Annotated in this window: 32 protein-coding genes and 3 pseudogenes; 26 read left to right on the forward strand and 9 right to left on the reverse strand. The window is 69.8% G+C overall.

The features are described from left to right. Positions 1 to 26 precede the first annotated feature (26 nt). A complete protein-coding gene (locus tag GA0115242_RS00245) occupies positions 27 to 1,148 on the reverse strand; it encodes a C40 family peptidase (RefSeq protein WP_093823215.1) in 1,122 nt (373 codons plus the stop codon). A 483-nt stretch (positions 1,149 to 1,631) separates the two neighbouring features. Between GA0115242_RS00245 and GA0115242_RS00250 the strand changes: the two genes are divergently transcribed. From GA0115242_RS00250 to GA0115242_RS00360, 23 genes and pseudogenes are all read left to right on the forward strand, one after another. After that, on the forward strand, positions 1,632 to 2,387 hold the full coding sequence (locus tag GA0115242_RS00250; protein ID WP_093823217.1) for a DNA-methyltransferase: 756 nt from the start codon (positions 1,632 to 1,634) through the stop codon (positions 2,385 to 2,387). Positions 2,388 to 2,638: 251 nt separating this feature from the next. Beyond that, positions 2,639 to 3,190: a DUF4913 domain-containing protein gene (locus tag GA0115242_RS00255; protein ID WP_161352901.1), complete on the forward strand. Its 552-nt coding sequence runs from the start codon at positions 2,639 to 2,641 to the stop codon at positions 3,188 to 3,190. Next, a complete protein-coding gene (locus GA0115242_RS00260; RefSeq protein ID WP_093823220.1) occupies positions 3,187 to 3,672 on the forward strand; it encodes a hypothetical protein in 486 nt (161 codons plus the stop codon). Before GA0115242_RS00255 ends, GA0115242_RS00260 begins: the two co-directional genes overlap by 4 nt. An 18-nt stretch (positions 3,673 to 3,690) precedes the next feature. Beyond that, on the forward strand, positions 3,691 to 4,389 hold the full coding sequence (locus tag GA0115242_RS00265) for a hypothetical protein (protein ID WP_093823221.1): 699 nt from the start codon (positions 3,691 to 3,693) through the stop codon (positions 4,387 to 4,389). Positions 4,390 to 4,414: 25 nt separating this feature from the next. After that, complete coding sequence (locus GA0115242_RS00270) at positions 4,415 to 5,158, forward strand: hypothetical protein (protein ID WP_093823264.1); 744 nt, start codon at positions 4,415 to 4,417, stop codon at positions 5,156 to 5,158. Between the two features lie 147 nt (positions 5,159 to 5,305). Then, positions 5,306 to 5,659, forward strand: coding sequence for an SH3 domain-containing protein (locus GA0115242_RS00275; protein ID WP_237548514.1), 354 nt, complete (start codon positions 5,306 to 5,308; stop codon positions 5,657 to 5,659). A 99-nt stretch (positions 5,660 to 5,758) separates the two neighbouring features. After that, positions 5,759 to 6,241: a hypothetical protein gene (locus tag GA0115242_RS00280; RefSeq protein WP_093823223.1), complete on the forward strand. Its 483-nt coding sequence runs from the start codon at positions 5,759 to 5,761 to the stop codon at positions 6,239 to 6,241. Next, the gene (locus GA0115242_RS00285; protein ID WP_107461302.1) at positions 6,238 to 6,681 is read left to right on the forward strand and encodes a hypothetical protein; all 444 of its coding nucleotides are present in this window, start codon (positions 6,238 to 6,240) and stop codon (positions 6,679 to 6,681) included. Before GA0115242_RS00280 ends, GA0115242_RS00285 begins: the two co-directional genes overlap by 4 nt. Before the next feature lie 10 nt (positions 6,682 to 6,691). Beyond that, positions 6,692 to 7,105, forward strand: coding sequence for a hypothetical protein (locus GA0115242_RS00290; protein WP_161352891.1), 414 nt, complete (start codon positions 6,692 to 6,694; stop codon positions 7,103 to 7,105). Positions 7,106 to 7,152: 47 nt separating this feature from the next. Beyond that, a complete protein-coding gene (locus GA0115242_RS00295) occupies positions 7,153 to 7,995 on the forward strand; it encodes a winged helix-turn-helix transcriptional regulator (protein ID WP_093823224.1) in 843 nt (280 codons plus the stop codon). Continuing rightward, the gene (locus GA0115242_RS00300) at positions 7,992 to 8,507 is read left to right on the forward strand and encodes a regulator (protein ID WP_093823226.1); all 516 of its coding nucleotides are present in this window, start codon (positions 7,992 to 7,994) and stop codon (positions 8,505 to 8,507) included. The genes GA0115242_RS00295 and GA0115242_RS00300 overlap by 4 nt, the downstream gene beginning before the upstream one ends. Before the next feature lie 44 nt (positions 8,508 to 8,551). Beyond that, on the forward strand, positions 8,552 to 9,739 hold the full coding sequence (locus tag GA0115242_RS00305; RefSeq protein ID WP_202554773.1) for an MFS transporter: 1,188 nt from the start codon (positions 8,552 to 8,554) through the stop codon (positions 9,737 to 9,739). A gap of 27 nt (positions 9,740 to 9,766) precedes the next feature. Beyond that, a pseudogene (locus GA0115242_RS00310) lies at positions 9,767 to 9,958 on the forward strand (hypothetical protein); the annotation flags it as partial. A gap of 49 nt (positions 9,959 to 10,007) precedes the next feature. Further along, a complete protein-coding gene (locus tag GA0115242_RS00315; RefSeq protein WP_093823230.1) occupies positions 10,008 to 11,252 on the forward strand; it encodes an ATP-grasp domain-containing protein in 1,245 nt (414 codons plus the stop codon). Continuing rightward, positions 11,249 to 12,396, forward strand: a pseudogene (locus tag GA0115242_RS00320) (MFS transporter). The gene GA0115242_RS00315 and the pseudogene GA0115242_RS00320 overlap by 4 nt, the downstream one beginning before the upstream one ends. Further along, a pseudogene (locus tag GA0115242_RS00325) lies at positions 12,393 to 13,022 on the forward strand (HAD family hydrolase). Before GA0115242_RS00320 ends, GA0115242_RS00325 begins: the two co-directional pseudogenes overlap by 4 nt. Positions 13,023 to 13,049: 27 nt before the next feature. Then, complete coding sequence (locus tag GA0115242_RS00330; protein WP_093823232.1) at positions 13,050 to 13,916, forward strand: DUF317 domain-containing protein; 867 nt, start codon at positions 13,050 to 13,052, stop codon at positions 13,914 to 13,916. Positions 13,917 to 13,944: 28 nt separating this feature from the next. Beyond that, the gene (locus GA0115242_RS00335) at positions 13,945 to 14,433 is read left to right on the forward strand and encodes a hypothetical protein (protein ID WP_093823233.1); all 489 of its coding nucleotides are present in this window, start codon (positions 13,945 to 13,947) and stop codon (positions 14,431 to 14,433) included. Between the two features lie 180 nt (positions 14,434 to 14,613). Continuing rightward, positions 14,614 to 15,006: a DUF317 domain-containing protein gene (locus GA0115242_RS00340; protein WP_237548515.1), complete on the forward strand. Its 393-nt coding sequence runs from the start codon at positions 14,614 to 14,616 to the stop codon at positions 15,004 to 15,006. A 33-nt stretch (positions 15,007 to 15,039) separates the two neighbouring features. Next, positions 15,040 to 16,059 carry an MSCRAMM family protein gene (locus GA0115242_RS00345; RefSeq protein WP_093823235.1) on the forward strand — a complete coding sequence of 340 codons (1,020 nt, stop codon included), beginning with the start codon at positions 15,040 to 15,042 and terminating at the stop codon, positions 16,057 to 16,059. A gap of 131 nt (positions 16,060 to 16,190) precedes the next feature. Next, the gene (locus GA0115242_RS00350) at positions 16,191 to 16,535 is read left to right on the forward strand and encodes a DUF6233 domain-containing protein (protein ID WP_161352893.1); all 345 of its coding nucleotides are present in this window, start codon (positions 16,191 to 16,193) and stop codon (positions 16,533 to 16,535) included. A 42-nt stretch (positions 16,536 to 16,577) separates the two neighbouring features. Further along, positions 16,578 to 17,450, forward strand: a complete 873-nt coding sequence (locus GA0115242_RS00355) for an ATP-dependent DNA ligase (protein ID WP_256089308.1) — start codon at positions 16,578 to 16,580, stop codon at positions 17,448 to 17,450. A gap of 162 nt (positions 17,451 to 17,612) precedes the next feature. Next, a complete protein-coding gene (locus GA0115242_RS00360) occupies positions 17,613 to 18,344 on the forward strand; it encodes a hypothetical protein (protein WP_093823237.1) in 732 nt (243 codons plus the stop codon). A gap of 118 nt (positions 18,345 to 18,462) precedes the next feature. On the opposite strand, the gene GA0115242_RS00365 is transcribed toward GA0115242_RS00360, so the two are convergent. Both GA0115242_RS00365 and GA0115242_RS42385 read right to left on the reverse strand, forming a co-directional pair. Next, on the reverse strand, positions 18,463 to 19,251 hold the full coding sequence (locus GA0115242_RS00365; protein ID WP_093823240.1) for a serine/threonine-protein kinase: 789 nt from the start codon (positions 19,249 to 19,251) through the stop codon (positions 18,463 to 18,465). A gap of 36 nt (positions 19,252 to 19,287) precedes the next feature. Continuing rightward, complete coding sequence (locus GA0115242_RS42385) at positions 19,288 to 19,785, reverse strand: restriction endonuclease, SacI family (protein ID WP_093823242.1); 498 nt, start codon at positions 19,783 to 19,785, stop codon at positions 19,288 to 19,290. A 268-nt stretch (positions 19,786 to 20,053) separates the two neighbouring features. Between GA0115242_RS42385 and GA0115242_RS00375 the strand changes: the two genes are divergently transcribed. From GA0115242_RS00375 to GA0115242_RS00385, 3 genes are all read left to right on the forward strand, one after another. Continuing rightward, positions 20,054 to 20,407 (forward strand): DUF317 domain-containing protein, encoded by a 354-nt coding sequence (locus GA0115242_RS00375; protein WP_093823244.1) that lies wholly within the window; start codon positions 20,054 to 20,056, stop codon positions 20,405 to 20,407. Positions 20,408 to 20,512: 105 nt separating this feature from the next. After that, complete coding sequence (locus GA0115242_RS00380) at positions 20,513 to 20,803, forward strand: hypothetical protein (RefSeq protein ID WP_093823246.1); 291 nt, start codon at positions 20,513 to 20,515, stop codon at positions 20,801 to 20,803. A gap of 15 nt (positions 20,804 to 20,818) precedes the next feature. After that, positions 20,819 to 21,640, forward strand: coding sequence for a DUF317 domain-containing protein (locus tag GA0115242_RS00385; protein WP_093823249.1), 822 nt, complete (start codon positions 20,819 to 20,821; stop codon positions 21,638 to 21,640). A gap of 171 nt (positions 21,641 to 21,811) precedes the next feature. Here the strand turns inward: GA0115242_RS00385 and GA0115242_RS00390 are convergent, their stop codons facing one another. The 6 genes from GA0115242_RS00390 to GA0115242_RS41370 form a co-directional block, all read right to left on the reverse strand. Further along, a complete protein-coding gene (locus GA0115242_RS00390) occupies positions 21,812 to 22,504 on the reverse strand; it encodes a hypothetical protein (protein WP_093823251.1) in 693 nt (230 codons plus the stop codon). A gap of 79 nt (positions 22,505 to 22,583) precedes the next feature. Then, the gene (locus GA0115242_RS00395) at positions 22,584 to 23,027 is read right to left on the reverse strand and encodes a hypothetical protein (RefSeq protein WP_161352897.1); all 444 of its coding nucleotides are present in this window, start codon (positions 23,025 to 23,027) and stop codon (positions 22,584 to 22,586) included. 212 nt (positions 23,028 to 23,239) lie between these two features. Next, positions 23,240 to 24,982 (reverse strand): relaxase/mobilization nuclease domain-containing protein, encoded by a 1,743-nt coding sequence (locus GA0115242_RS00400; protein ID WP_093823255.1) that lies wholly within the window; start codon positions 24,980 to 24,982, stop codon positions 23,240 to 23,242. Further along, positions 24,979 to 25,356, reverse strand: a complete 378-nt coding sequence (gene mobC / locus GA0115242_RS41365; protein ID WP_237548516.1) for a plasmid mobilization protein — start codon at positions 25,354 to 25,356, stop codon at positions 24,979 to 24,981. The genes GA0115242_RS00400 and mobC overlap by 4 nt, the downstream gene beginning before the upstream one ends. Positions 25,357 to 25,957: 601 nt before the next feature. Continuing rightward, positions 25,958 to 26,149 (reverse strand): hypothetical protein, encoded by a 192-nt coding sequence (locus GA0115242_RS00415; protein ID WP_007491133.1) that lies wholly within the window; start codon positions 26,147 to 26,149, stop codon positions 25,958 to 25,960. Then, positions 26,146 to 26,313: a hypothetical protein gene (locus GA0115242_RS41370; protein WP_237548517.1), complete on the reverse strand. Its 168-nt coding sequence runs from the start codon at positions 26,311 to 26,313 to the stop codon at positions 26,146 to 26,148. Before GA0115242_RS41370 ends, GA0115242_RS00415 begins: the two co-directional genes overlap by 4 nt. Between the last annotated feature and the right edge of the window lie 588 nt (positions 26,314 to 26,901).

Raw genomic sequence — 26,901 nt, forward strand, 5'->3', positions numbered from 1 at the left:
CCGGGCTGACACCGGGCGGGGCGGCGTCAGAGGACGCGGCGGACGGCGAGAATGTCCCAGTCCTTGATCGGGGTGATCCGCACCGGCTTGGTGGTGCGCGGAGCCTCGATCACGAGGCCCTCGCCCATGTACATGCCGACGTGCTCAGGCCGTGCGGCGGTACCGCGGCTGAAGATCAGGTCGCCAGGCTTGAGGTGAGCGGGCGAGACAGCCTTGCCTTCGTTGACCTGCGTGTATGTGGTGCGGGTGAGCGTGATGCCAGCATGGGCGTACGCCTGCTGCATCAGGCTGGAGCAGTCGCAGCGGCCCATGGGGTCGGGGCCGTGCGCGTTGGTGCAGGATCCGCCCCACTGGTAGAACGTGCCGAGCTGGTGCATCGCCCACTCGATGGCCTTACGGGCCTTCGCGTCGGCGTCCTTGGGGATCGAATAGCCCTTGGGGACGCTCCCTTCGGGGATGCGGCCGAAGCCGGAACCGTCCTGGCCCGGCGCGCAGCCGGTCGTACTGGTCGACGGCTTCTCGTCCTTGTCATCCGTGGCATTCCCGGCGCCGGGGAAGGTCTTGACGACGGCGGCCTGCAGCGCGGTGGCCAGGTTCTCCCACTGCGCGTACGCGTCCGGCAGGCCAGACTTCTGCACGGCTTGGGCGGCCTGGGTGACGGTCATCTGCTGCCAGCCGTCCACCTTGAGTAAGTGCTTGAAAAACTGCTCGCTCGCGTAGGTTGGGTCGCGGATCTGCTGGGCGCTGCCCCACCCCTGGGACGGACGCTGCTGGAAGAGACCGAGGGAGTCGCGGTCCCCGTAGCCCAGGTTGCGCAGCCGGCTCTCCTGCATCGCAGTGGCGAGCGCGATGATCTGTCCCTTCTTGGGAACGTCGAGCGAGAGGCCGGCGGCCACGATCGTCGCCGCGTTGGGGACCTGCTCGGCGGGCAGGTCCAGGCCCTCAATGGCAACGTCCTTGCCGGACGAGCCGTCGAGAATCTTGGTGACCTGCTCGGCGACCTTGTCGCTGTCGATGTCGGTCAGGCAGTTGCTGAAGGAGCTGCTGCTCTGTACGGCTTCGGCGGAGGAGGCGAGCATCATGCCGGTGCCGGCGAGCAGGATCGGAGAGAGGAAGACGACGCCGATGCCGGCGGCGAGTGCCTTCAACCCGAGCGGACCGCTCGCCGGTCAGCGGGCTCGGGCATGGATGGGTGGTCAGACGTCATGAACGAGTCCTTCGGGATGTGGTGTCCGGCGTGTCGCGTGCGCGAGGCGTGGTGGAAGGGCGCGGCAGCCGGGGTGGGCGATCGGAGGCGGGCAGGTGCGGGGGAGTTGCCGCTCGCTCTGCGCGGCCGTGCTGTGAGCTAGGTGTGGCGAGGATGTAGCCAGCGGCGGTGTGCGCCGGGCGGTTCAAAAACAGTAGGTGCGGATCGGCGGTTGACCAAAAAGCTCGGCGTGAGGTGCCGGAAACCGGTACATCGATAAGGGCTTCTTGGTCGTCGGCGGATTCGCCTCTACAGTTTTTTGACTCCGCCTCGCCCTCCTCGGTCTGCGGCCACGGGCTTCTGTATGCCCAGTTCCGGCCCGCGAGGACGTTTGCGCGAGGGGGTGTTTCACTCCGCGATTCCGCACCCGAATAGGGGTTCCTCTTTGCCTTTTTCCCTGCACCAGGGCGACGCTCTGGCCGTTCTCTCCGGCCTACCGGACGGCTGTGTCGACTCCGTCATCACCGACCCGCCGTACAACAGCGGCGGCCGGACCGCGAAGGAGCGCACCACCCGCTCCGCGAAGCAGAAGTATACCTCCGCCGATGCCAAGAACGACCTTGCCGACTTCACCGGCGAGAACATGGACCAGCGCTCCTACGGATTCTGGCTGACGCAGATCATGACCGAATCGCACCGGCTGACGAAGACCGGCGGGACCGCGCTGTTGTTCACCGACTGGCGCCAGCTCCCCACGACGACGGACGCGATCCAGGCGGCCGGGTGGCTGTGGCGGGGTGTGCTGGCCTGGCACAAGCCGCAGGCCAGGCCCCAGAAGGGCCGGTTCACCCAGAACTGCGAATTCATCGTCTGGGCGTCCAAGGGGCCGATCGACGGCTCCCGGAACCCGGTCTACCTACCGGGTATGTACTCGGCTTCGCAGCCCTCGGGGTCCAAGCGCCAGCACATCACGCAGAAGCCGGTCGAGGTGATGCGCGAGCTGGTCAAGGTCAGTCCCGAAGGCGGCACGGTCCTCGACTTCTGCGCCGGCTCCGGCTCCACGGGCGTCGCCGCCCTGCTGGAAGGCCGGGACTTCATCGGCGTGGAGAAGACCGAGCACTACGCGGCGATCGCGGCCGACCGGCTCACCGAGACGATCCGCGCCACCCTCACCAAGGACGACGTGGTTCTCGCAACCTGAGCCGCGTCCTCTCCTGCGGCCAAGGCAACCGGCTCACCGCTGAGCCGCCGGCGGAGCACCGCCGGAGCGGACGTGCAATTTCACTGCCCGGTCCGTGCAAGGACGCCTTCGTCTTTCTCCCAACCCGTGTCTCGTAGGAGGCTGAACTTTCAATGTCTGAATCCGCAAGGCCCTCTGACGATGGGGAGTTGGAGCTGGTTCGTATTCCGGATCCGCAGTTGGAGGGAATCGAGGCGAGCGTGCGGCGGCTCATGGAGCAGTCGGCGCAACAGGCTCAGCAGCTCGACCACCTCGCATCCGCGCCGGCGCCGAGCGGATCACCGTTCGCCGCGTTCGGCGTGCCGGGGTTCGGCGGGCCTCCGGCCGCCGCTCCGCCGGAGCCCCGCCCGATCCTTGAACTGGACGGGGAGGAACGGGAAGACGAACTCGACGCCCTCTCAGACTGGGTCGACGACTTCTTCCTCCCGGTCTACGGGGCGGAGGTCACCACCGCGGCACCTTGGTGCCTGCAGTGGCAGGAACACGACGACGTCGTGGCCTGGCTCCACGCCCTGTGGCTCGCCTACCAGCAGCACAAGGACCCCGAAGCCGGGCTCTCCGGCCTGTTCGTGTGGCACCGAGACTTCCTCGCCCACGCCATCGCCGCGATCCGCGCGCCGGGCGGACCGCTGTCGGCCTGCATGACCTCCCCCGACCGGCCCGCGCACCGTCTCCTGCCCGGCCCGCCGCCGTCCGTGCGCACCGAGACGGCGGCCACGGCGGATGGCACCGGCACTGCCGAGCCGGGCGAGCCGACGTCATGACCGCGGGAGCGGGACAGCCCGCCTTCGGACTGAGCTTCGACCCCCGCGCGCTGACCGACCTCCTCCAAGCCCCCAGCGATATCCGCGACCTCACCCTCGCCTACCTGCAGGAAGTCGTGAACGCCCAGCGCTTCGGACAGCGCCTCGACGGCGACCTGGAGGGATTCCGGAAACTGTTCGTGGACGGCCGCAAGGACTGGCGCGTCGTCTACGGCGTCCGCCCGGCGCCCGCGGAATCCGCCCACCCCAAGGAGATTCACGTCGTCGCGGTACGGCCGCGTGCGGGCAACGACGTCTACGACGAGGTCGGTCGCCGCCTGGGGATGACCCGACGGCCACTGAGCGCTCGGACGCACGCGGCCCGCTCGCGTTCCCCGCAGCTGACCACCCGTCCTCCCAAGCCCCGGCCCGGTCCGCCGCCTGCCGCACTGCCGGGCCTGCCCCGTCCCGCACCCAACCCCGCGCACCATCCCACCCGCTGAACGCACGGAGCGCCACCCATGCCCCCTCAACCCGCGCCGACACCCACCCGGCGTGCGGTCACGCAGCTCGACCACCGCCTCGAAGCGGTCACCGGCCACGACATCGACACCCTGTGGACCTACCGCGACCGCGGCGCCCTCGACGAGCCACACACCCAGCTGGTCGACCGGCACCGCACCCTGGCCAACGCCCAGATCGGCGTCACCTTCTACCTCAAGCTGCTCAACCGTCTCACGAGCGGTGAGTTCCCTGTCGACGGTGCCCTCTTCGCACGCATCGACCGCACCGTGGACCAGCTGGAGGAAGCCGCCAACGCGCGCGACGCCGCCGCCCAAGAGGCGCTCGCCGCCCTGGAGCCCATCGAGGCCGCCGCCGCAGCATCGACGCCCGACGAAGGACGACTCTCGACCGACGACCGGGCGGCACTCCTCGCCATCGCCGGCGGTGCCAAGCTCCACGAACACCTGCTGACAGGGCGACTGTCCGTGACCGCCTCCTCCGGCACCCGCATCCCCTATCCCCAGATGCAGCAGCTGGAACGCGCCGGCCTCACCGTCCGGGACACCAGCCACCCTGTGCACGCCGGCCAGCCCGTCTCCCTCACCGACGCCGGACGAGCCGCACTGTTGGACGCCCGCCGGACTCCTGCAACACATGCGCCGACGAGCCCGGCTCGCCCCGGCGCCCCGCCGTCCACTCCAGCGAAGCGGCGCTGAACTGCACCGATCCACCGAAAGGCTCCTGTTGCCCCCCACCGAACCGGTCCCGAATCGGAAGTCCACCCCCCGCGTCGACTTTGAGGTGGACGACTTCGACTCCGACGAGAAGCGATACCTCGACTTCTACCGCACGGTCGGCGTTCACGAGGAGTCGCTCGTTCCCCTCGCCACCCATAACGACGGCCCGAACAGCTACTACGTGCTATTCGACCGCTCCGCCACCTGGGGCCACCCCGGCATGCCCCAGGTGCTCGCCGTGCATCTGCAACGGGACCACGAGAAGCGCATGTTCAGCTTCGAGCACGCTCAGCTGCCGCTGCCCGCGATGGCGCAGTCCTGGCTCATCCACCGCGGCTGCCCGCCCGACGCCATCGGCCTCCACCCCGAACTGGGCCCGCCACCGGCGGACGAGGCCACGCGAGCACTGGAGCGACGCCTCGTCGGCGACGGCGACCACTACGCCATGGGCTACTCCTATACCAGCGACGACCCGGACGACATGGTCATCGTCGTGGTACTGCGTGCACAGGACGAGCAAGTCCCCAGCCCGTTCCGCGTGGTGGTCGAGGAGGTCGATACCGAGACGTGGACGCACACCTTGCGGGAGGGCGGCTTCGACACGGCCGGAGAGGCCCTGCAGTGGTGCGACGACCGCCTCACCGGCAAGGCCGGGCCGCTCCCGCCGGTCCGCCCGGCAGCCACCCCCAGCCGCCCGGCAGGTGTAGCGAAGGTCCCTGCCCCGCACCCGCCCAGCCGCTCTCGCTGAGCGCTGTTCCAGGCGCGGGCGGCGCAACATAGCCGACGATCGCCGGTTAGCCAAACCGCCGATTCTCCGGACTCTTATACAGCCGCCGGGACAACTCCCGCGGCCACTTCCCCGCATTCCCTGTGCCTTCACGGAGGTTTCTTCCGCATGCGCTCCATCCGAATCGCCATATCCGCGGCGATGCTCGGCGCGCTCGCGCTGCCGGCGCTGTCCGCCACGCCCGCCAGCGCCGCGACCGTACCCACCGCACCAACCGCCACCCCTGCCGTTAGCTGCTACAACCTGCCGCCGCTCCCGTACGCGCTGCACACCAAGGCAGTGACCATCCGGTCCAAGGCCAGCTCGAAGACCACCGCGCTCGGTGTGCTCTACAAGAGCCACAAGTTCAGCGTGTCCAAGAAGAGCAGCAACTGGCTCTACATCACGGACAAGACGACCGGCGTCAAGGGATGGGGCTCCGGTACCTACGTCTACCGCGACGTCCGCATGTGTCTGGACTGACTGACCGGATCCAGCACGTCCCGCCCAGCGGCGGGGCACCGAGTACAGCCGCCCCTCACATTCCGCAGGCACCGGCCCATCCAGAACAGGAGATCCCTTTTGACCGACGGCATATCCGATGAGTCTGCGGATGTCGTGGGCGTGCTGACCGAACGGATCGAGGCCCGCTTCGACATGGGCATGGACCAGTTGAAGGCCGCGGTCGCCGCCGCTCCGACTGCGAGCCCCGACGCCACTGACGTCGTCAAGTGGCACGGCCTGCTCGTCGAGGCCCAGTCCGTGCTGGAGCGCGCAGAGTACGACCTCCTCGCCGCCCTTGAGACCCAGCCCAGCGAGGTCGACGACCCGACGATGGGCCTCGCCCATCGGGTGAACGCCGCCGTCACCACGCGCGACGGCCGGGCCACGGTCGTGCGGTGGCTCCTCGACCCGGACGCCCCGGGAAAGAAGGACCTCGCCGCAGAGCGCCTGGCCCGCCTCCGGCCCCGAAGCGGCCCGGCGGTGCAGACCAGCGCCCCCAACCGGCCGGCAGGGACACTCGCACCGGCGTCGGCGTGGCGGCCGGCGAGGTCCGCCCGATGAGCCGGGACAAGGCCAGCACCATGGACAGCGACCTGCAGAAGGTCTTCGGGAACCCGGTACCCGAGCTGTATGAGGCTGCTGCCGGCCACGATGCCTCACCCGAGCTAGCCCGTGCCCTGGAGCTGCGCTCGTTCCTGGCGCTCACCGAGGAGCAGGTCGCCCGCGTCCGCGACCGCGTCCACGCCGACATGGACCCCGAGCGGGACATGGGCGAACTGTCGGCGGACAAGCTCCGCTTCGACGCGCAGTGGCTGGAAGCAGCAGTGGAGGCCCGCGACGGCTACCGGGCAGCCTTCGGCGAGCTGCTGCGCATCATGCCCCCGCCTGCAGAGCAAACCCGGCCCGCTCGCACGGCACAGCTCAAGGCCACCGCCACCCTGCCCCCGTCTGCCGCCCCGGCACCCCAGCGTGCCGGGGCGGCCCGGGCCCGCCGACCGTGAAAGCCCCCGATTGCCCCACCTCACGTCCACCGACATAGCCGACCGGATCGAGGAACTGTACGGCGCACCGCTCGCCGACCTCGAAGCCCATGCACAGGACCAGCCACCCGGCATGCTGTCCGCCCTGCTCGGCATGCACGGCGCCCTCGCCCTGGCCGAGCGCAGCATCGAATTCCACCGCGACCAGCTGGCCCGGCTCGTCCACCCCGAGCGGCAGATCGGCCCGCACGAGGTGTCCCACCTCCTCGACGGCACCCGCCGGCTCGCCGAAGCCGTCGCCGCCCGCGAGGCCCAGGCCACATCGGTCGCAGCCGTCCTGCAGAGCCTGGCCCGCGTCCCGGCCCCGACGTCTGCCTCTCCGACTCCCGCGCCGCCTGCTCCGGCCGCGCCCCTTATGGCGCAGAGCGCGGCGCACAGCCGCTGATCCGACCCCCAGGCGATTCCCCCTTCTAACACCCAGGAGTTCCTCCCTTGGCCATCACCGCTCTGCCCCCCGATGCCGACGCCGACATCGCCCGGGTCACCGAGGCCCTCGCCATGATCACCCCGCGCTGGAACGTGAGGATCCTGCTGGCCCTCTCCGGCCCGCCGCTGCGCTACAGCGAGTTGGCGACCAAGGTGTCCTGGCTGCAGAACGGCCAGCTCCACCCCAAGTTGAAGTCGTTGTGCGACGCCGGTCTCGTCGAGCGCACCGAACACACCGCACGGCACGTCACCTACGGCCACACCGAGCGAGCCACTGCCCTGCTGCCGGTCCTGCCGATGATCGTCACCTGGGCCGAAGAGCACCTGGAGAAGGCGGAGCGCCCGCTGGCCGCGATCGAGCAGATCGAAGACAGCCTCACCCTGCTCACCCGGCGCCATGCCGCCGCCACCCTGTGGGTGCTCAAGTCGCGTAAGGAGGTCAGTGGCCGGGTTCTGGCCCGGATCGTGATGCCCAGCAGCGACTGGACCAACATTTATCCGCCGTTGCGCCAGCTCGTTGCCGACGGTCTGGCCGATACCGAGGGAAACGGCCGGCCCTATCGGCTGTCCGCCGCCGGCGACGCCCTGGGCCCCGTCCTCGGCACGCTGTCCGCCTGGTCCGCCGGGCACCCCCTCGACCAGGCAGCCAGCCACCCCGTCTGGGGGCAACCGCAGGCCAAGAGCGCGCCGAGGCCGTGGGTCAGCAGCCCGTCACGGCCGGCGCCCGTGGCGCTTCCCCCTGCTCGGGCGGTTGGGTCGTCCCCGGTGTGGCACCACCGCGACCTCTTCTCGCACGCTGCCACCGGCCGCCCGACGGCAGCCATCCCGGCGGGAGGCCCGCGCCGATGAGCACTTCCTTCCCCCCTGCCGAAGCGCGCCAGGTCATCGACCTGCTGGCCTCACGCCCCTTGATCCGTCTGATCACCGAGATCGACGACAACGGTGCCATACCGCCGCGACGGCTCGCCGGCACCCTGCCCGACCTTTCCGCGCACCAACTGCGCAGTGCATCCGACACGGCCCGCGCCCACGGCCTCGTCCGGGTCGCGCCCGGCGCCGGTCTGGAACTCACGGACTCCGGGATGGAACTGGCCGACCTGTACGACGCGCTAGCCCGGTGGGCGCGGCGTTCTTCGGCCCCCGCCGCCGTCTGCGAGTTCAGCAGCCGCATCCAGCACGTTCTCGGCCTGCTGGCACCCTCACTCACCCCCGGGAACGCCGACCGCCCCGCACCCCTGCCCAACGCGCACCCGATCAGCGCGGAGGCTGAGGCGGACCTAGCGCGCGTCCGCACGCACCTGAGCCAGTGGCTGGTCGGCAACCCCCAGGTGACCAGGGCCGAGCCCGAGCGGGCCGCGTGAGCGCAGCGGTCACACCCCGGCACGCACGCCACACGGCCGGGCTGATGAGCAGCATTTACCTGCCGCGCACGGCGGACGCGTTGGCGTTCGCGATGTCCACCTACGGCATCCCGTTGCTCGTTCTGGCCACGACTGGATCCGCCGTACTGACAGGGGCAGCCTTCGCCCTGGAGTGGATCCCGCGCCTGGCAGCGTTCGGGTGGGCCGGGTCGATCGTCGACCGACGCGGCGCCTCGGTGGTCTTCCACCTCGCCTCCCTGGGACGGGCGCTGGCTCTCGCCACCGGCGCTGTCCTGCTGTACCTCTACCCGTCCGGTGCTGCGGCGAGCGTGACGGTGATGGTGATGGCGGCGGCGACCGGTGTGCTCACTGAGTTCAGCTACATCGCCGTCGAAACTGCAGGTGCCGCCGCCGGCCGCCGAGCGGGACCTCGGGCTCACCGTGTCCAGGCTGCCCTGCTCGGCATCGACCAGACTGCGACCTTGGCCGGACCGGCGCTCGCTGGCGTGCTGCTGCTCGCCGGGCCGCCGTCAATGCTCGCGATGGTCACCGTGCTCTCGCTGCTTGCCGCGCTACTCGCCCTGCGCACCCCGCCCTCACCCGTGGCCCCGGCCCGCGCGCCGAAGGGCCGGCCCGGCGCCGGGCTCGTCACCGGGTGGCGCACCATCCGCGCGCTCCCCACGCTCGGCTGGTTGGTGGCCGGGCTGACCCTGTCCAACCTGTCTATCGGCCTTCTCCAGGCAGCCGGTCCGGTGATCGTCGTCCAGCACTTCGGGCAGTCCACCACGGCCGTCGGCCTGGTGTGGTCCGCCGCAGCGGCGGCCACTTTGGTGGCCGTCACCGTCTGTCGGTTCGCGTTGGACCGCCTGGGACTGTGGCCGGTGGGAGCAGCCTGCTCCGTCATCGCTTCGCTCGCCTGTCTCGCAGCCGCCCTGGCCCCCGACTACCTGTCCTACCTGTTCATGGTCGCGGTCCTGATGGCAGCCGACGGCGGCTTGGCGGTCGTCCTGCGCACGCTGCGCTCCCGCCTGATCCCCCCAGAGGCATTCGGCAGCACCCTGTCGGCCACCATCCTCATCCTCCTGCTGCCCTTCCCCCTCGCCGGCGTTCTCACCGCGCTCACCCCGCCCGAAGCGCTGGGCCACGTCATCACCGCCTGCGCCGCCCTGCAAACACTCGGCCTGTTCTGCGCCTTCGCCCGCCTGCGCACCGACCCTGTCCTGCGCGCCTGACCCGGCTGTCCCCAGCCCGTGAAGGACGCCGCACGCCGACTGGCCGCCGGAGCCACCCGGATCAGCCTCAAGGACCTCTTCGAAGACCTTCGCCGCCAACTCCCGTACGGCGTCGCCGGGCTGAACAACAACTTCACCGCTCTCTACGCCCGCCGTCTGATCGACGAACACCCCCACTGGGTCGACGCGTTCGAGCTGCGCCGTCGCCGCGCCGCCTGAGACACCCCCTTTCCCTGCCCTGCCGTCCCTCGATACGGAGAATTACCTCTTGCCCGCTCGCCCTGTTGTACTTGTCGTCGCTCCCGGAGATGAGAACTACCGCGGCTACTGCCTTGAGCAGGTCGCCGACGCCTACAGCGTCGTGCTGCTCACCGGCACCGAACCCTCGTGGGAGAAGCCGCACATCACCGATCACACCGTCGTGGACCTCAGCGATCCTGGTGCGCTGCTGGCAGGGGGCCGGGCCCTGGCCGCACGCCACGACCTCGCCGGTGTCATGACCTGGGACGAGTGGAGTGTGGTCCCGACCGCCCGACTCGCCCGCCAGCTCGGCTTGTCCACCACCGCACCCGAAGTGATGCACGGGTGCCGCAACAAGGCCACCGCTCGGTCGCTGTTCGCCCGCCACGGCGTGCCCTCGGCCGCCTCGGTGAGCGTGCGTACCCGCCAAGAGGCCGAAGCCGTCGCCGAACGGATCGGCTATCCCGTGGTGCTGAAGCCTGCCTCACACGCGGGTGCCATCGGCGTGCGCCGCGTCGATGACCGTGATCAGCTCACGGCCGCCTACCAGGCAGCCGAACGGACGGCCAGCCAGGGGACCGAGAGCACCAGCGTCCTCGTCGAGGAGTTCCTCGACGGGCCGGAGATCTCCGTCGAGTGCGTCACCTACCGTGGCGCCACCACGGTGGTGGCGGTCAACCGGAAGACCCTCAGTCCCCCGCCGCACTTCGAGCAGTTGGCCCACAGCGTGGACGCCGCCGACCCGCTCCGGGAGCGCGTCGCGCCGGCCGCTCGGGCGGCGATCAACGCCCTCGGCATCACCGACGGCGTCAGCCACATAGAGATGCGCCTCGTCGACGGCAGACCCCGCCTGATCGAGGTCAACGCCCGCCTGGCCGGAGACATGATCGGCCACCTGGTGCGTCTCGCCACCGGCATCGACCTGCCCCGTGCCGCCGCCGACATCGCCTGCGACCATGCCCCCGACCTAACGCCCACCAGGTCCTCGGCCGCCGCCATCCGGCTCCTCTACCCGGACACCTCCGGCACCCTCACCCACCTCACCTACGACGGACCTTGCCCGACGTGGCTGGACCGGCTGCAGTTCCAGCGCCGCACCGGCGACCAGCTCCTCCTCCCCACCGACGGAGGAAACCTGTACACGGGGCGGCTCGGCTACCTCATCACCACCGCCGCCACCAGCAAGGAGGCGCGTGCACGCGCTCAGCAGGCCGCTCGCGCTGTCACCGCGGTCCTCGACCGGGCCCCCGGCACCCGCAGCACCGCGGCGTGAGCGTGGTGTCTGCGTCCGACCGGCACAGCCGGGCGCTGCTGACCGGGTACTTCCTCGGCCTCGGGGCCATCATGGCGGTGTGGGGCGCCCGGATGCCCGCCGTGCAACAGGCTGCCCACCTCGGCACGGCAGGGCTGGCCCTGGTCCTGCTGGCCGCCGCCGTCGGCATGGTCGCTGGACTGCAGCTCGGAGGCCGCTACGCCCGCCCGGTGCGGCTACCAGCCCAGCTCACCAGTGGGTCCATCGCCCTGGCCGGGTGCCTCGTCCTGGTGGGGCAGGGCGAGAGCCTGTCCGCGTTGCTGGCGGCGGCTCTCGTGTTCGGTCTCGCGCACGGCGTCCTCGATGTAGCCGACGCTGCGGCCGTCCGCTGCCAGAACGCCTTCGGCCGGCCCATCATGTCTGGTCTTCACGCCGCATACTCCCTCGGCGCCCTCGCCGGCGCCGCCCTGGCCGCCCTCACCGCCCAGGCCCCGCACAGCACACTCTTCACCGCAACAGGCGCCCTCCTGGCCGGGGCCGCTGTCGCAGCGATGCCGGTCACCCGAAGCCTGAGCGGCGCAGACCGCCCCGCAATGCACGCTGGCGCCGGGAAGCTTTCCCTGCTTCCGTCGCCGGGAAAGCTCTGGCTTCTGGCGCTCTTGTCGCTGCGAGCCTGCTGGACGAGGGAGCCGCCGCTGACTGGGCCGTCGTGCACCTGCACACCCTTGGCGCCCCCACGGCCACGAGCGCCACCGCGTTCGCGCTGTACAGCGCGGCCATGGCGGCCGAACGGCTGACCGGAGACCGGCTCGCCGCTGTCTTCGGCGCCCCGACAGTCGTACGGGCCGGAGCCCTTCTCGCCACGGCCGGACTGACCATCGGCGTCATCGGGAGCAGCAACCCACTGGCGCTGGCCGGGTGGGCGGCCTTCGGACTCGGCCTGTCCACCACCGTTTCCTCGCTCATCACCGCGGCCGGAGCCGGAGGCGCCAAGGCCATGGCCACGGTCACCGCCACCGGCTACCTCGGCCTCCTCGCTGGACCGGCCCTCATCGGCGCCCTGGCCAGCGCCACCACCCTGCCCACGGCCCTGCTGCTGCCCGCCCTCCTCGCAGCCGCCGTCGCCGCCCTCGCCCACCGCGCCCTGGAGAACACCACCCCTTGACACCCACCACTGCCCACGCGGGCCTGGACGCCGTCATCCTCGACTACAACGGCGTCATCGGCCTGCAACCCACCACCGACCAGTGGCTCCGCCTGGCCCGCACCGCCCTGTGGCCCGAGGACGGCCTCCCCGCCTTCTAACACGCCTTCTGGACCGCCCGCACCGCCTACGACGCAGGCCACCTCAGCGACCTCGCGTACTGGGCCACGGTCCTCGACCACCACCCCGGCGCTCGCAGGCTGCGTGAACTCCGCGACGCCGATACCGACATGTGGACGTCCAGCGACGATCACGTCATCGATGTTCTCCACCAGGCCCACGAGTCCGGGCTGCCGCTGGTCTTGCTGTCGAACGCACCCCGCCACCTCAGCGATGTCCTCGACCGCCGCCCGTGGCGCCGCCTGATGACCCACGCCTTCTACTCGGCCCGGCTCCAGGTCTGCAAACCCGACCCGGCCACCTACCAGCACGCGATGAACGCCACCGGCGCCGCAGACCCCGACCGCGTCCTCTTCGTGGACGACCGAGACGACAACTGCCATGCAGCCCGCCACCTGGGCCTGCGCACCCTGCACTACACCGGCCACCCCACCGACCTCGCAGCCGCCCTGCAGCCCCCGAACTGACCCGCTTCCTCCCCCCTCAGGATTTCAGTGCCCCACGACGACCACGACACCATCGACGGCGACGTCTACGTCTCCCCACGCCACCTGGCCCGCTCCACCGCGGTCAGCGACCCCGGCCTTGACCCGCTGCGCGACCTCGGCTGGGACCTGCACCACGACCACCTCGGCAACGCCTACCTCACGGCCCCCGACGGCAAGGTCCGCCTCGGCTACCTCCCCGAAGGCGACGACGACGGACTGTGGCGCATCAACGCCTACAAGGACGCCTTCGGACCACCGGCCTGGGGCGTCTGCTTCAACGACAGCGCGCCCACGGAGTTCGTCACTGCCTTCACCACCGCCCTCGCCGAGGCGTACCGGCAGGGCCCAGACCGCTACCTTGCCCGCCCGCTTGCCGGAAGCACCGACCGTGACCCGTTCCAGGCCGTTGACCCGCTCATCAACCGAGGCTGGTGCTTCGACCGCCCGGATCTGAGGACCTTCGCCATCACCGCACCCGACGGGCTCGCCACGCTGGAATACACCACCGGCGACCTCGACCCGGCGATCGAGCTGGAAACCCGCGACGCGCGCTGGCACCTGTGGGCCGGCACCTCCTCAGCTCGGCCCTACTGGTACGCCACGGCCAGCACCGACACCCCCGCAGCCCTTCTGCGAGCTGTGACCGAGGCCGTGGCCGACCCCGCACCCCTGCCTCGATGGCGGGACGACACTTCCAGCTACGTCAAGGACCACGCCCAGACTTCCCCGATCCACCCGCCCTCTCCGCCGACGCCCACCCCGCTCGACGTCCGGCGGGCCGCAGCGTCCCGCCGCCCGGCCGCGCTTCCCGCGGCCAGCGTTCCGCGCTGGAGCACCACCAGCCGACATGCCCTGCCCGGCCAACGCCGCTGACTCCACTCAACTCCGACCGGAGACCCTCGTGTCCCTGCAGGCTCCCGAGTTCTTCACCGAGCTGTGCCTTCCTTTCCACGAGCACGCCGTCGTGGGCAACACCTACTACGCCGCCCCCGTGCCGGGCACGCCGCTGCGTTTGCGGATTGACTTCACCCGCACCATCCACGCGGACACCTACGGCGGGCTGCGTGTCGCAGTCGTCCACCCGGAACGCGGGGAGATCGACGCGGTGGCACTCAGCTTCGTGGACCACGGAACCTTCCACCGCCGCGACGAAGCCACCAACACCCCTCCGAACACCAAGCAGTACGGCACCTTCGGCACCTACCACCGCCCCGGCCGCCCCCCGTGGGACGGAGCCGTCACCACCGGGCTGCGCGACGCCATCGAGCAGTACACGGCCGTCTGGTTCCCCGGCGCCTGGGCTGCCTCCGCGCCCAAGCGTGCGGCCAGCCCCACGTCGCGCAGCACTCCAGCTCCGCCGACCGTCCCCGCCGGGGCCCGCACCCGCTGAGCCTCGTCCCGATCCCCGCGCCACCTACTCAGCAGGAGCATCTCCTCGTGTTGCCCGACCCACCACGCGACCCCTTCAACAATCTCGACCCTGTCCAGACCTGAGAGTTCTCCCGCGTCACCTCGCCGGCCCCGGCCAGGCAGACCTGGAGACGATCTGGGCCTTCCCCTTCGACGACGGATGGCACCTTGTACACGCCGCTCCTCACCCACGGCTGGAGCCACAGCGTCAAAACGGACGGTACGCAGACCTTTCTGCCACCAGAGGGCCTTGGCGGTGTGCGTCACCGGTACGCCACCACTGGGTCCGACGGTCCGGGTCTGGCGGGCCTGGGGCGGATACCCGAGCGAGCCGCACTGGCAGGCCCAGTTCTCTGCCGGCGCGCCCACCACCCTCGCTGCGGCTTTCACCGCCTCGCTGATCTCCACCGAACCGCTGCATCGGGCCGTGAAGCAGATCCCGTTCCACACTCGTCGTCACCTCTACGTCGCACCGGCTGCAACCCCGCAGCCGCCCAGCCATCTGCCGCCCGCTCTGCCGTCCGCACCCCACCCCGCCGGCCGCGCCCGCTGACCTCCCCCGACCGATCAAGGAGTCCCCTTCCTCGTGCACGCACATCTCGTCCGATCCGCCGCCGCCATCGCCGTCGCCGCGGCCGGCACCCTCACCTGGGCACCGGCCGCGAGTGCCGAGCCCACCGAACCGACCCCCTCAGCCTCCGCCGCCGAGACTCCGGCCGCGGACGCGGGCAGCGTCGAGATCACCACCAGGGACACAGCCGGAGACGCCCTGCCCGGCGCAGTGTTCCTGCTGCTCGACTCCGCCGCCCAGGAAGCCGGACACGGGAAGACCGACGCACAGGGAAAGCTGACCTTCTCCGACCTCGCGCCCGGCGTCTACCGGCTCAAGGAGACGGCCTCCGGCAGCCCGCTGCACGAGGTCGTCGCCGACCAGGACGTCATCGTCACCCCGGGCGCGACCACCCGGCTGACGATCACCGATCCGTTCAAGGCCGCCAAGGTCCTCCTGCAGGCCAAGGACGACAAGACCGGCAAGCTCCTGCCCGGCGCGACCGTGAACATCGGCACCGGCAGCTCGACGCTGCTCATTCTGACCACGGGAGCTAAGGGCACGGCCTCCGGAGAGCTGCCCATGTCGAGCCGGAAGGCCCAGTTCTGGGTCAAGGAGATCAAAGCCCCTGCCGGCTACGACCTGTACAAGCCCACCAAGACGTTCACCGCTGGTCCCGGCGACCCGGTGACCGTGACCGTCACCAACGCCAAGACCACCACGACCCCGAAGCCCGAACCCTCGGGTAAGCCCACGCACACGCCCACCGACACCCCCTCCTCCAGCCCAGGCAAGCCGAACAGCGGTACGGACAGGGCCACGCCGTCCGCGTCGGATAGCGACACACCGGAAACCGACACCTCCGCCATCGCCGCCACCCCGGTCGGCGACTCCACACCGAAGACGCCGGCGGGCTCTCTCGCTCACACCGGTGCTGACGCGACGCTGTGGCTGATCGGCGGCGCGGCCGTTCTGATCGCGGCCGGTGGAGGCGCCCTCGCCGTGGCACGCCGCAGTCGCACCGACAGCCACACAGAAGACAACACCGGGAGCTGACCGCACCCACCCTTCTTCACTACACGGAGCCCCCGCAGCCCTAGCTGGACACGCTGTTCGCGACCGCCAACAGCGTCCTCCTGGATGTGGGGGCCTCGGTGTTTGTGAACCGCCCCTCTGCAATCGAATGTGTGAGCGATACCCCGTCCTATCTGGAACTGCTGCAGTTCACGCGCCGCGTGGTCGAGCAGCAGGCGCGGGCGAGCCTTCGGCAGCTAGACCGGTGGATCGCGGACGAGGAGCGTCGCGAGGCCGAGCGACGGCAGGCCGAGGAGCAGCGACTGCCGCCCCCGGAGTGGCTGATCGAGCGGGGCCTTGACCGGAGCAGCCTGGTGGCGGTGCGCACGGGGGACTGCTGGGACCCGGGTAAGCGCCAGATGGCGGCGACGCGGGAGCAGGCACGCGACGCGATACGTCAGCAGGTTCCGGCGTGCTCGAAGTGTCGGCCGGACACGTGGCTGGGCCTGCTGGAGTAGTCCGGCGCGCGGGCGGTCCGGGCGGCGTTTGAGGGTGGCGGGGTGGAGTTCCCTGTCGACGTCGCCCTGGCCGAGCTGGTGTCGCAACTGCCGACCGGGCCGCGCTGGTGGTATGAAGTGAAGCTCGACGGTCACCGGACAGTTTTGTGGCGGCTGGCTGAGACGGTTCGACTTCAAGCGCGGTCGGGTCGGGACGTGACGACGCCCTGGATGGATCTTGCCGTGGCGGGGATGGCCCTGCCGCCTGGTGTCGTCCTGGACGGCGAGGCAGTCGTCGTGGTTGACGGGCAGGTGTCGTTCGAGGCCGCTCAGGCTCGGGCGGCTTCCTCGCCTGCACGGTCGCGGGAGCTGGCGGCGCGGCACCCTGCGCTGCTCATCGTGTGGGACGTTTTGTCGTTGCCCACCGGGGACGTGAGGGGTCGTCCGTATGAGGAGCGGCGCGCCTTGATGCTGGACATGGTGGCCGGGCTGCCGGAGGGGTCGCCAATTCAGGCAGTGTCGGCGACGGAAGACGTGGAGGTCGCCCGGGTTTGGTACGAGACGCTGACCGGCTCCGGTGTGGAGGGGGTGGTGGCGAAGTCGGGGCGGTCGCCGTACCGGGCGGGTCGGTCGTCGTCGTGGAAGAAGGTCAGACACGCGGAGACGATCGACGCGGAGGTGGTGGGGTTCACGGGGGCGGCGGGTCGGCCGCGGGCGCTGGCGGTGCGGTTGCCTGACGGCCGTGTTGCATTGTCTCAGCGGCTCGGGGCGCAGCTGGCCGCGCGGGTCGCGGCGGCGCTGGTGGCCGTTGCTCCGGCCGCGCAAGGTCGGGCGGCTGGGGGCGAGTCGTTCACGGCGGCGGAGTCCGGACTGCTCGTCGAGGTGCTGGCGGGGACGACGAGGCATGCCGTGGTCACCGTGACGCGCGTGCGGTGAGCTGCCGCGGACGAATCGGGAGGAATAGCTGGCCTTCAGCTCGGCGAAGGACCGCGGGTCCCAGCGCACGAACTCCTCGCTCCGGCGTGGGTGTGGGCACGCCACCTCTGAGCTGGGGCTCCGTTATCCACGAACGCGCGGACACCTCGTTACGCTGCGACCGTGACCGAGCCCTCCCCGCTGCCAGGCGACCCCTCCGAGCTACACCTGCGCATCTCCTACGACGACGGACTCTGGGACACTCCCCAGGCGGACACGCTGGAGTGCTGGAACGTGGCCGTCCTGCACCGCCGACGCGCTCATGGTGAACATCACGAGCCGGTCAGCTCCAGCGGGTGTACGACTGCTGATTGCTCCTCGTGCACGGTCGAGGACGTAGTCGTCGGCTCCATGACGTTCTACCGGGTGCACCTCGACCGGGGCCGCAACGCCTACTGGGCCATGGAGGAGGACTCGGAGGAACTGTACGAGACCGCGCAGGTCCTCCTTGATCCCGAGACGGGTTCTTTCACCGACGAAGTCAGCGAACAGTTGGAGTACGTCGGCTCAGCGCTGCTCGTCATGAATCGCGTGACGCTGGATCCGCCATGGCGCGGGCACGGCCTGGCGGCCGTGCTTGCCTGCGAGGTGATCACCCGGCTCATGGCCGGCTGCCGGGCCGTAGCCTGTTCGCCCGGCATCACCGATCTCAGGAGCCAGCGGCTGACGGCCAGAGCCGAGTGGGACCGCGTGAACGCCAAAATCGCCCAGGGGTGGGAGAGCCTGGGTTTCCGTCCCTACCGGGACAATGTTTATCTTCTATCTCCCGCCTCGCAGGATCTTGAGGAGCAGCGCGGCGCATTGCGCAGACATCTTGCCGAACTCGGTGGTTCCTGGCGGGCGGGCGCTTCCTGACCAGCCCGCCAGCGCGTGAGGCGAGCTGCCTGCTAACCCAGCGCCCCTCTCGATCCGCGGGCAGCCGCGACGGCTGGCATCCGCTCAGTGGGTAAACGCGTGGTCGCAGCCCGCAGGATTAGTCGGCTGCTGGAACATGAGAACCAGAAGTCGACCTAATGGGAACTTGTGTCTCGCGGGTGACGATTTCGAGGAACTCGGTGACGGACTCGGGCCGCATGGCGGGGTCTTCTCTCGTGGCGGTCTCTACGACCGCACGCCATGCGCCGCTCTCCGGTAGGAGGGGAATATTCGCGCGGGGGCGCTTTCCTGTGATTGCCCACCCGACGAATTGGCCCAGGCTGTATATGTCTGCCTGCGGCCCTGCGCTGTGAGCGTCGTCTTCCAGTTCGGGGGCGGCAAACCCAGCTGATCCCAAAGCTACACCCATCCTCGTCCTCTGAGGGTCGGTCGTCATCCCTCGGGGACGCCTAACAATGCCCCAGTCAGCAACCACCCACCGGCCGTCCAGCAGAAGAATGTTGGCCGGTTTGATGTCACGGTGCACATAGCCTTTTTCGTGTGCTACCTCAAGGACCGAACATACGGATTGCAGGAGAAGGGCCAGCGCGTCGTCGTTCCGTAGGTCATCACGGTAGTCCAGGGCCGTTCCCTGCGCATACGGCATGACGAACCAGCTATGATCTGGCGCGTGGTCCAGAATGGGCATGGCATGAGGATGACCGCTCAGGAACAGTCCGACTTCAATCTCCCGCCTCATTCTGGCGACGCGGCGCTCTAGCGGTGTGCGGAGCTTCTTCAGGGCTACCACGGATCCCGTTGACTTGTCTCTCGCCCTGAAAACCTGAGCTTGGCCGCCATCTGTAGGGATGGGAGCGCACGCGTAATTTTTGCGCACGCCAGCCATATGGCGGGCAGTGAATTTCGGCTTCTTGTCGTACTCTTAATGCTCGGAGCAGACTTTCAGGAAGGCCATAAGTGCCAACTTGCATTCCTGCGGGTCTTGCCGATAGAGAAGTCTCAGCGCCTTATCGACCCTGTCGAAATGCGTCCCCTTTTCCGCTTCAGGTCGGGGTATCTCGTCCCAATGGTCGCAGAGGAAAAAGGGCTGGTTGTTGAAAGGTTCCCTTCCTGCGGTGTGCAGGTCGAAACCGAGTTCCACGGAAGCGGGTACAAGTACGCGGTGGCATAGGGTTCGAGCCGAATAGGATCGAGCATTGTGTGTCTGCTGCTTGGCAGAGCGAGGGTCAACGGTCTCGTCGAGTGTTCGAGCGAGGAGTGCGGTACCCAGTGCGGGGGTGTAAGTGCGTGGCGCTTCTTCCTGGCGCAGTGAGCGCGAAAGGTGCAGCCACGCCTCTGGTAGCGAAGTTGCTTCCATCGCTTGCCTAAACGCCTCGTCCAATGTCTGGCGGGCGATATGCGGGTCGAACCTGACTGCCATCTTTTCCCCCGGGTCGATCAGTCCTAGTCCTTCAAGCGTTGGGTTCGCCGCTACCGAATCCCGCGGGCCATGTTATCCATCTGCCAGCATCGGGCCGCATCGCACTGGTGGTGCCGAAGACCGTCGCCGCCCGGTGGCTTTGCTATCGATGGACGGCAGTTCGCCGGGGGCAGACAGGAAAGATCTCGGAAAGACTGGCCAACGTGCGCGAGAGCATGTCAACGTAGACGACCTTGCTAGAAACCCCAGGTCAGAGAGGTGATTGCTCGTGACCGTAGCCCCTGCGGGCCCCGGTTTCTCCACCACTGTCGAGGCCCTGCGACTGCGGGAGTGGCAGCTCGGCTCCGGTCAGCCGGCTCTGGTCATGGACCAGTTCTCGGCCGAGGACTTCCACCTGATCGTTGATGATCGCGCGGACGTGCACGTCAGCTCCAAGGACGGCCGGTTCTACCTCGGTTGGTTTCCGCACGGCCGACCCGGCACGGACGGCGAGGGGTGGAAGATTGCTGTCACCGGCACTGCCCAGGTCCGCGGCTACCACCTGTCGTTCGACACCGAGACGCCGGCCGACATCGTCGCCGCCACCGTGGCGAGGGTGCTGGAGACCTCAGGCCGCCTCTGACCGCGCGGCCACCGATACATAGCGCCCGTCCTATGAGCGCTGGCGGTGCCGTAGGCCGGCCCGGCTTCACCGCCCCCGTTTTCCTCGAACCCCAGGAGGCTGTCCGTGACGTCCACGGAGATGACCGTCGGCGATCTCATTGATCTGTTGTCCGGCTGCGACCGGAGCGCTCCGGTCCGCCAGGCCATGAACCCGTTCTTCCCGATGGCGCACCGCTTGGCGCAGGTCCTGCAGTCCGTCGACGAGACCGGCCGGACCGTTGTCTACCTCGCCGAAGGGCGGGACGAGGACGCACAGCTCGGCCACCTTCCGCCGGAGGTCGCCATCGCCCTGACGTGGCAGGGCCCCGTCCAGGCGCCACCGCGCCGCCCTCGCCGCCGTGCCGGCGGCAAATAGACCCGCACCGAGCCCTTGGAGGCGCCCCTGTACCCCGACCTTCCGCCCGACCCGTCCGCCCCGCGCGGCGGCCAGCCCGCGTTCTGGGTCGGCCCCCGGCACCTAGCCGGTGACGATGGACGCCTCTACGACGTCGTCGCCGACGCGCTCGCCGGCCTGGGGTGGACGAGCCTGACGATCGTCCGCGGACGGCGCGAGCCGGACGAGGAACCGGAGGACCGCCAGGTTCTGCGTAGCACCGTCTTGCACATCAGCCCCGACGCCTTGCGTTGGGCACAGTGGGGGCTGGCGGACGAGCCGTTCCACCTGGGTTGGCTGCCGATCGCCTGGCAGATCTCCGCCCGAGCCGGGGCGAGCAGCCCGCTCGCCCAGTGGTCGGCCTACTTCACCCGTGACGTCCCCGGCGAGGCGGTGGTCGACTTCCTCGTCGCGCTCGACGCAAGCAACCAGCCTGCCTCGGCGCTCGCCGGACCCGAGCTGGTCCTCGACGCTGTCGCCGCCCACGGCTGGTTCCTCGACATCGACCAGCCCGAGGCGGCGGCGATGGACCCGACGTTCACCTCGCACATCAGCCTGGGGGAGGTGCCGCCCCTCATCCAGGACGGCGACCTACGGGCCCTGTCCGCCGAGGACGACGAGACTAGACCGGCCGGATGGCAGGCGTGGGCCGAGCCCGTACTCGGCGCCCCGCTGCTGTGGGTGGCCTCGTTCGCCGCCAGCGTCCCGCACGATCTCGTCGCCGCCTTCGCCGCCTCCCTCAGCTCGACCGCACCGGTCCTGCGGCGGGTCCTGCCCGAGGCCACCCAGGAGCGACTCCTGCGCGCGCCGGCCATCTAACGTCCCGCGCACCCCTCTCGACGATCGCAGTCCGGCATCCTCCCAGTTGGGGGTGCCGGACTTTCTGGTTTTCCGGGCGAAGTGGCCGGTCGGGTCGTTAGTGCTTAGCCCATAACGCACTGCTGCCCCCGACCGCGACGGTCGGAGGCAGCACCGTGACGTGCACGCAGGTCAGCTCGTGGCCGTGGCCTTGGCAAGGGCCTTGTCGAGGTGACGGTCGACGAGGGCCGGAGAGCCGGAAAGGACCAGCAGCAGGCTGCCGTCGCGGATCGCGGTCTGCTTGACCACGGTGCTCCGGCCCCCGGCGATGAACGTCAGAAGCAGGCTCCACTGCTCATCACCGCCGACGCTGGGCGCGGGCAGCTTCTGCGAGGTTACGTCGACCTGGGTGCCACCGGCGACGACCTGATAGGCCGGGCAGCCTGTCATGGCATCGAAGATCCGGCCGGTGCCGTCGGAAAGCTTCTTCACGCTGTCGCTGTACAGCTCCTCGGAGATCTCCGAGGAGCTGTAGCCGTAGGTGAAGTCCGCCTTCGCCTTGTGCGGGAAGGCGAGTGTGCCGCCAGTCGCCGCGTCACCGCCCAGCTCGCTCAGGGCCAGGCAGCCGAGGACGGTGACGTCATCGTGCTGGGCCGGACGCTCCGGCTGGGGAAGGTAGCCGCTGCCGAGGTCGCGCGGGTCGAGCAGGCGGGACTTGAGCGCGGCCGAGGAGAGCGCGGCCGGCTCCTGGGCGACCTCGGTCGGCTTTCCCGTACGGGAGGAGGCGGTTCGGTGCTTGGACCCGGGGGTGTCGGTGGAGCAGGCGGGCACGGCAAGGAGGGCGGCGGTGATGCCGAGTGCGGTGGTGGCGACGCGAACGCGCATGACGGAACTGACCCCTTGTTGCTAGGCGACGGGTGGTCAGTGCGGGCCCCCGGGCCCGGTGGGGTCGTAGGAGTGGTGGTCAGTGCCCGAGGTGGCGCATGCAGTCCTCGAACGTGGCGTGCGTCGAGTCCGCCGGCCCGGAGTGCCGGTTGTACCAGGCGGTGTCGATGCGCGTCTCCAGCTGCTGGTGTCCGGCCCTGCAGCGCAGCCAGATCTCACCGCGGGTGGAGAGGATGAGCCAGTCCCGGTACGCGCCGCACTCGGCGCAGGTGGCCATCTCGCCGTCGAGGACCAGGGGCTGCTTCCACGGCATCATCTTGCCCTCGACCTGGTCGTGGCTCGGCACCCGTAGCTCCGGCGGGAGGAAGTCGTCCACGATGGCGGTCGGCTCGGCGGGCTGCGGCTCGGGCGCCGGCACTCCGATGCCGGGCGGGACCTGTCCCTGCATTTGCGCGTGCAGCTCGGCGAACCGTTTCTGAGCTTCGCTCGGCCCCTTGGCCCTGCGGCGTATTCGGTGAAACACCCTGGCGTCCTCCTCTACCTCGGCACCTCGTCCTGCGCGTTTCATGATCGTGCCCCACGCCGTCGGCGGTTTCAATTCACAACGTCCACAGTCCCTTCGGCCAGGTCAGCACGGGTGTGGCCTCTCGGCTGCCCGGGTGACGAGGAGGCCACGACACATGTCTCGGTAAGGCACAGCGGCGATCCGGGGAGCCTGCGTGCCGTCTGGTGTACTTATCGGGCCTGACGCGGTGACTCCTCTCCGCTGCGCCGCCTGCCGGGCGTGGAGGGCCTGGTCGTCGCCCTGCGCGTCGCGGACCGGTTCGCTGCGGTGCTGGTCTCGGGAAGCTGGGAAGCATCGGCGGGCAGGTCGGCTGTCCGTCGCATTCGCCATACGAGCACGTCGCTGATGGAGTCCGCGGTGCCCAGTTCGCGCCGAGCGGCAACGTCGGACAGGAGGGCGGCAGGGTCGTGGCCGGCGGCTTCGGCTCCCGTGATAGTCGCGGCCAGGGCGTACCAGCCGGGTTCGGCGAGGATCTGCTCGGCCAGTTCCGGGAGCGCCTCGCGCAGCAGCGCGGTCTGCCGCTGGAGCATCGGCCGGCTCAGACGTCGGCCGCGCTGGTATAGCACACCGAGCGGCTGGGCCGAGGCGGCCTGGTAAGCGGTGCGCAGGTGTTCGGCAGCTCGGGTGGCGGCCTCGGCCTGCTGGGCGTGGCCCTTCCGGGCGTGCCAGTGCGCGGTGGCGGTGATCAGGAAGAACAGCATGTCGATCGCCATCGCCGTGGTGGCTCCGTCCTCACCGCGGCCGAGGGCCGGGCCGCCCTGGACGAGGTCGCGGGCGGCCTGTCGCAGGGCTCGATCGTGCCCGCGTACGGCGCGGACGTGAGAGCGCGAGGCCCGTTCGAAGGCCGTTGCGGCGTCGTGCAGTTCGCGGCGGGTGTGAGCGGCGGACGTCTTCGCGAGGGCGTCCAGGACCTCGCCGACCGCGGCGATGTGGGCGGCGGCGACCCCGTCCTCGCCGTGGTCGACGACGAGCACGGCCTGCCACACGGCCGATGCCGTGCCGCGGCGCGCGGAGGCCGGACTGCCCGGCCCCGTACGAATCGCTTCCTCCCGCCGGGCCGCAGGGACATCCTGCGCATCACCGGACCACCGCTCGCGGATGCGAGGCAAGGACAGGTCGGGAGCGAGGCGCGCGCCGGGGTAGAACACCGGCTCGCCGTCCTTGTTCAGGTCGTCGGGCAGGGCGACCTTGTATCCGAGCAGGTCACCGGAGGGCGCGGCGCGCTTGCGGATCAGGAGGCCGGCGGCGGCGAGGCGGTCGAAGAACTCCTCGTCGCTTCTCGCGCCGGCCACCGCACGCCGCACGGATTCCCGCAGTTCCTCGCGGGCGGTGCGCTCGCGGCCCTGGCGCTGGGCCTTGTGGCGCTCGGCGCTGGTCGGTCGTTGCGCTGCGGTCCCGTCCCCGGTGCTGAGCTGCTTGAGCCCGTGCTCGGCTTCGATCAGGCGGGCTTCGGCCTGGGATCGCTTGGCGTCGTTGTTGAGTCGGGGGCGCCGGCCGTCTTCGCGGACGAGCGTGGCGATGATGTGGATGTGGTCGTCGGCGTGGCGCACGGCTGCCCAGCGGCATCCCGCCTCGTCGGCGGCCGGAGCGATGCCGGTCGCGGCGACCATGCGTCGGGCGATCTCCCCCCATTGCTCGTCGGAGAGAACCGGGTCGTCGGGTGCGGCCCGGACGGATAGGTGCCAGACGTGCTTGGCCGGGCGGCGCGAGTCCGCGAGCGTCTGGACGGGCTGGTCCAGGAGCTGCTGCAACTGTCTCTTCGTAGCTTGAGGATCGCGACCGGGGTCGGGAGCGAAGCTGTCCCATGCCGCCACGAGATGCGGATCGACGTGCTCCTCATGGGTCCCTTTGCCGTAGAGGTAGATGAGCAGGCCAAACGTGTTCGAGCCACGCTTGTGGACGCGAGGGATCAACCGGTTCGCCTTTCGGTGTCGAGGTAGTGCTGGATGAAGGCGTCCACGCGCTGGGTGGTGCGCTGGACGGCGCCGAGTACGGCTTCGGCGTAGGGGACGTCGGCACCGGAGTTGGCGGCCTTAGCTACCTGGTTGACGTTGTTGCCGATGTGGCCGAGGTGCCGGCGCACAGCGAAGAGCTCGTTGTGGACTTCTCGTTGGGCGGCGATTTCCGCCGCCGTACGGTCGAGATCGTGGGCGGCTTTGAGAGCGGCGTGGGCGAGGAAACTGGCGACGCTCATGTGGCACACGGCGGCTGCACGAGCTAGGAGTTGGTACTCGTCGTCGTTCATGCGGCAGCTGGGCTGGCGTATGCGCTTGTTCTCGTCGCGCATGCGCTCACGCTGTTGCACATGCGGCTTTGAAGGGGCGGTGTGCGTGCAGTGCGCACTGTGGCAGGCGTGCTGGTCCTGCCCCTCGGGATGCGAGCCGCCCTCGGTCGCATCCTCACGGATCGGCGCCCCCCGGTGCCGTTCCGCTCCCGCCGCTCCAGGGGCGGGGAACGCAAGAGCATTGCTCCCCTCGGGAGCAATGCTCTTGCGATAACTTGCTCGCCCCGAGACCGAGTTGGAGCCGCGATCAGGTTCCGGGGTGGTGCCGTTCTTGGGTGCGTTCGTCATTGCGATTCGGGCCTCGCAGAGCGGGTGCGTTGCTGGATGGTTGCGGCCAGCGCGAGAACTTCGGCTGGGCTGGCAAGGACGCGAACCGGTCTGTTGGGACGGTTCTGGACGAGCCACTGCCCGGTCGGCGTGAGGACGACGGCGTGGAGGAGTTGCCGACGGATCAAGACGTCCGCCCAGGCACCGGTCTCGGCGGTGGTGGGCCCGGAAAGCGAGGGGGACGAGGAATCATGGCGTACCGCCTAAGCGGGGCGGTGGCCCGGCGTGGAGCCGGGCCACCTTTACGGATACGGGTCTTGTGCTGGGATTTGCCGGTTCAGCCGCATTCGGGGCAGCGTCCGACGTGGCTGTTGAGCGCGCGGGCCATCCGCTGTTTCGCCGAGGCTGCCTGCTTCGCGCTGGACTTCGCCGCCGGCCTGCCCGCATGCCGCTCGGAGTGGGCGAGCATGAATCCGATCTCGCGCTCGTACTCGGCGCGGACCGTCTTGAACTGGTGGCAGGTCTTCATCGGGCGGTGCTCCTCGTCGTCGTGATGTCCGCGTTCCGCAGCTCCTGGAGGACCAGGCCGAGTCGGTCGTTACCGACACCCGTCAGGCCCTGGCGGCGGATGATTTCGCGCAGCTGCACTCGGGTGATCGCGCCGTTGCCGTCCCGTTCGAGCAGAGCCGGCACATGGGGACGCACCTCACGGACAAGCTGGCGCTCGGATTCACCCAGCTCGCGTGCCTGGCGCTCCGTCTGCGAGCGGGACCGTGCACGCTTGTCCTTGTTCTTCGTCCGGGAGGTCCTGGTCGGCTTCCGGCGAAGAGGGACCTTGTGTCCTCGGTCCTGGGTGGTCTCGGTCCCGGACTGTGGGGCGGTCGGTCCTCGGTCCCCGGTGGTCTCGGTCCCCGACTTCGTGATGCCCGGTCCCCGATGAGAATGGGGGTCCTGAGCTGCCACTTCTCGCGCGCTGTGGTCGGTCCTCATGGCCGCTGCGTCCCGCGCTGCGGCTCCCGGTCCGGCGAGCACGGTCCCTGGGACCGCACCGTCTTCAGAGGGCTTGGTTCCCGCGAACGTTCCCGTTGCGTCGCCCTTGGTCCTTGCGTCGACCTCGGCTTCCGGGTTCTCGGGGACGGGGCCCCGAGGAGCCCTCGGTCCTCGGTCCGGGACCGGCTCGTCGGAACCGTCGGGACCGGGGACGGGGACCGGCACATCCGATGTCGGCTGTACGGGGACCGTGGCCGCCGATGCGCTGCTATGGGGCGGGGGGGGGGGGGG

It is taken from the genome of Streptomyces sp. SolWspMP-5a-2, assembly GCF_900091845.1.
GTDB lineage: Bacteria > Actinomycetota > Actinomycetes > Streptomycetales > Streptomycetaceae > Streptomyces > Streptomyces doudnae.

Excerpts from the sequence above, each read along its gene's own strand:
- mobC (WP_237548516.1), bottom strand. The coding sequence starts at position 25,356 with ATGCGCGACGAGAACAAGCGCATACGCCAGCCCAGCTGCCGCATGAAC.
- GA0115242_RS42385 (WP_093823242.1), bottom strand. The coding sequence starts at position 19,785 with ATGGCAGTCAGGTTCGACCCGCATATCGCCCGCCAGACATTGGACGAG.
- GA0115242_RS00285 (WP_107461302.1), top strand. The coding sequence starts at position 6,238 with ATGAGCCGGGACAAGGCCAGCACCATGGACAGCGACCTGCAGAAGGTC.
- GA0115242_RS00390 (WP_093823251.1), bottom strand. The coding sequence starts at position 22,504 with ATGCGCGTTCGCGTCGCCACCACCGCACTCGGCATCACCGCCGCCCTC.
- GA0115242_RS00415 (WP_007491133.1), bottom strand. The coding sequence starts at position 26,149 with ATGAAGACCTGCCACCAGTTCAAGACGGTCCGCGCCGAGTACGAGCGC.
- GA0115242_RS00275 (WP_237548514.1), top strand. The coding sequence starts at position 5,306 with ATGCGCTCCATCCGAATCGCCATATCCGCGGCGATGCTCGGCGCGCTC.
- GA0115242_RS00365 (WP_093823240.1), bottom strand. The coding sequence starts at position 19,251 with ATGGCTGGCGTGCGCAAAAATTACGCGTGCGCTCCCATCCCTACAGAT.
- GA0115242_RS00260 (WP_093823220.1), top strand. The coding sequence starts at position 3,187 with ATGACCGCGGGAGCGGGACAGCCCGCCTTCGGACTGAGCTTCGACCCC.
- GA0115242_RS00265 (WP_093823221.1), top strand. The coding sequence starts at position 3,691 with ATGCCCCCTCAACCCGCGCCGACACCCACCCGGCGTGCGGTCACGCAG.
- GA0115242_RS00300 (WP_093823226.1), top strand. The coding sequence starts at position 7,992 with ATGAGCACTTCCTTCCCCCCTGCCGAAGCGCGCCAGGTCATCGACCTG.
- GA0115242_RS00305 (WP_202554773.1), top strand. The coding sequence starts at position 8,552 with ATGAGCAGCATTTACCTGCCGCGCACGGCGGACGCGTTGGCGTTCGCG.
- GA0115242_RS00340 (WP_237548515.1), top strand. The coding sequence starts at position 14,614 with ATGGCACCTTGTACACGCCGCTCCTCACCCACGGCTGGAGCCACAGCG.
- GA0115242_RS00255 (WP_161352901.1), top strand. The coding sequence starts at position 2,639 with ATGGAGCAGTCGGCGCAACAGGCTCAGCAGCTCGACCACCTCGCATCC.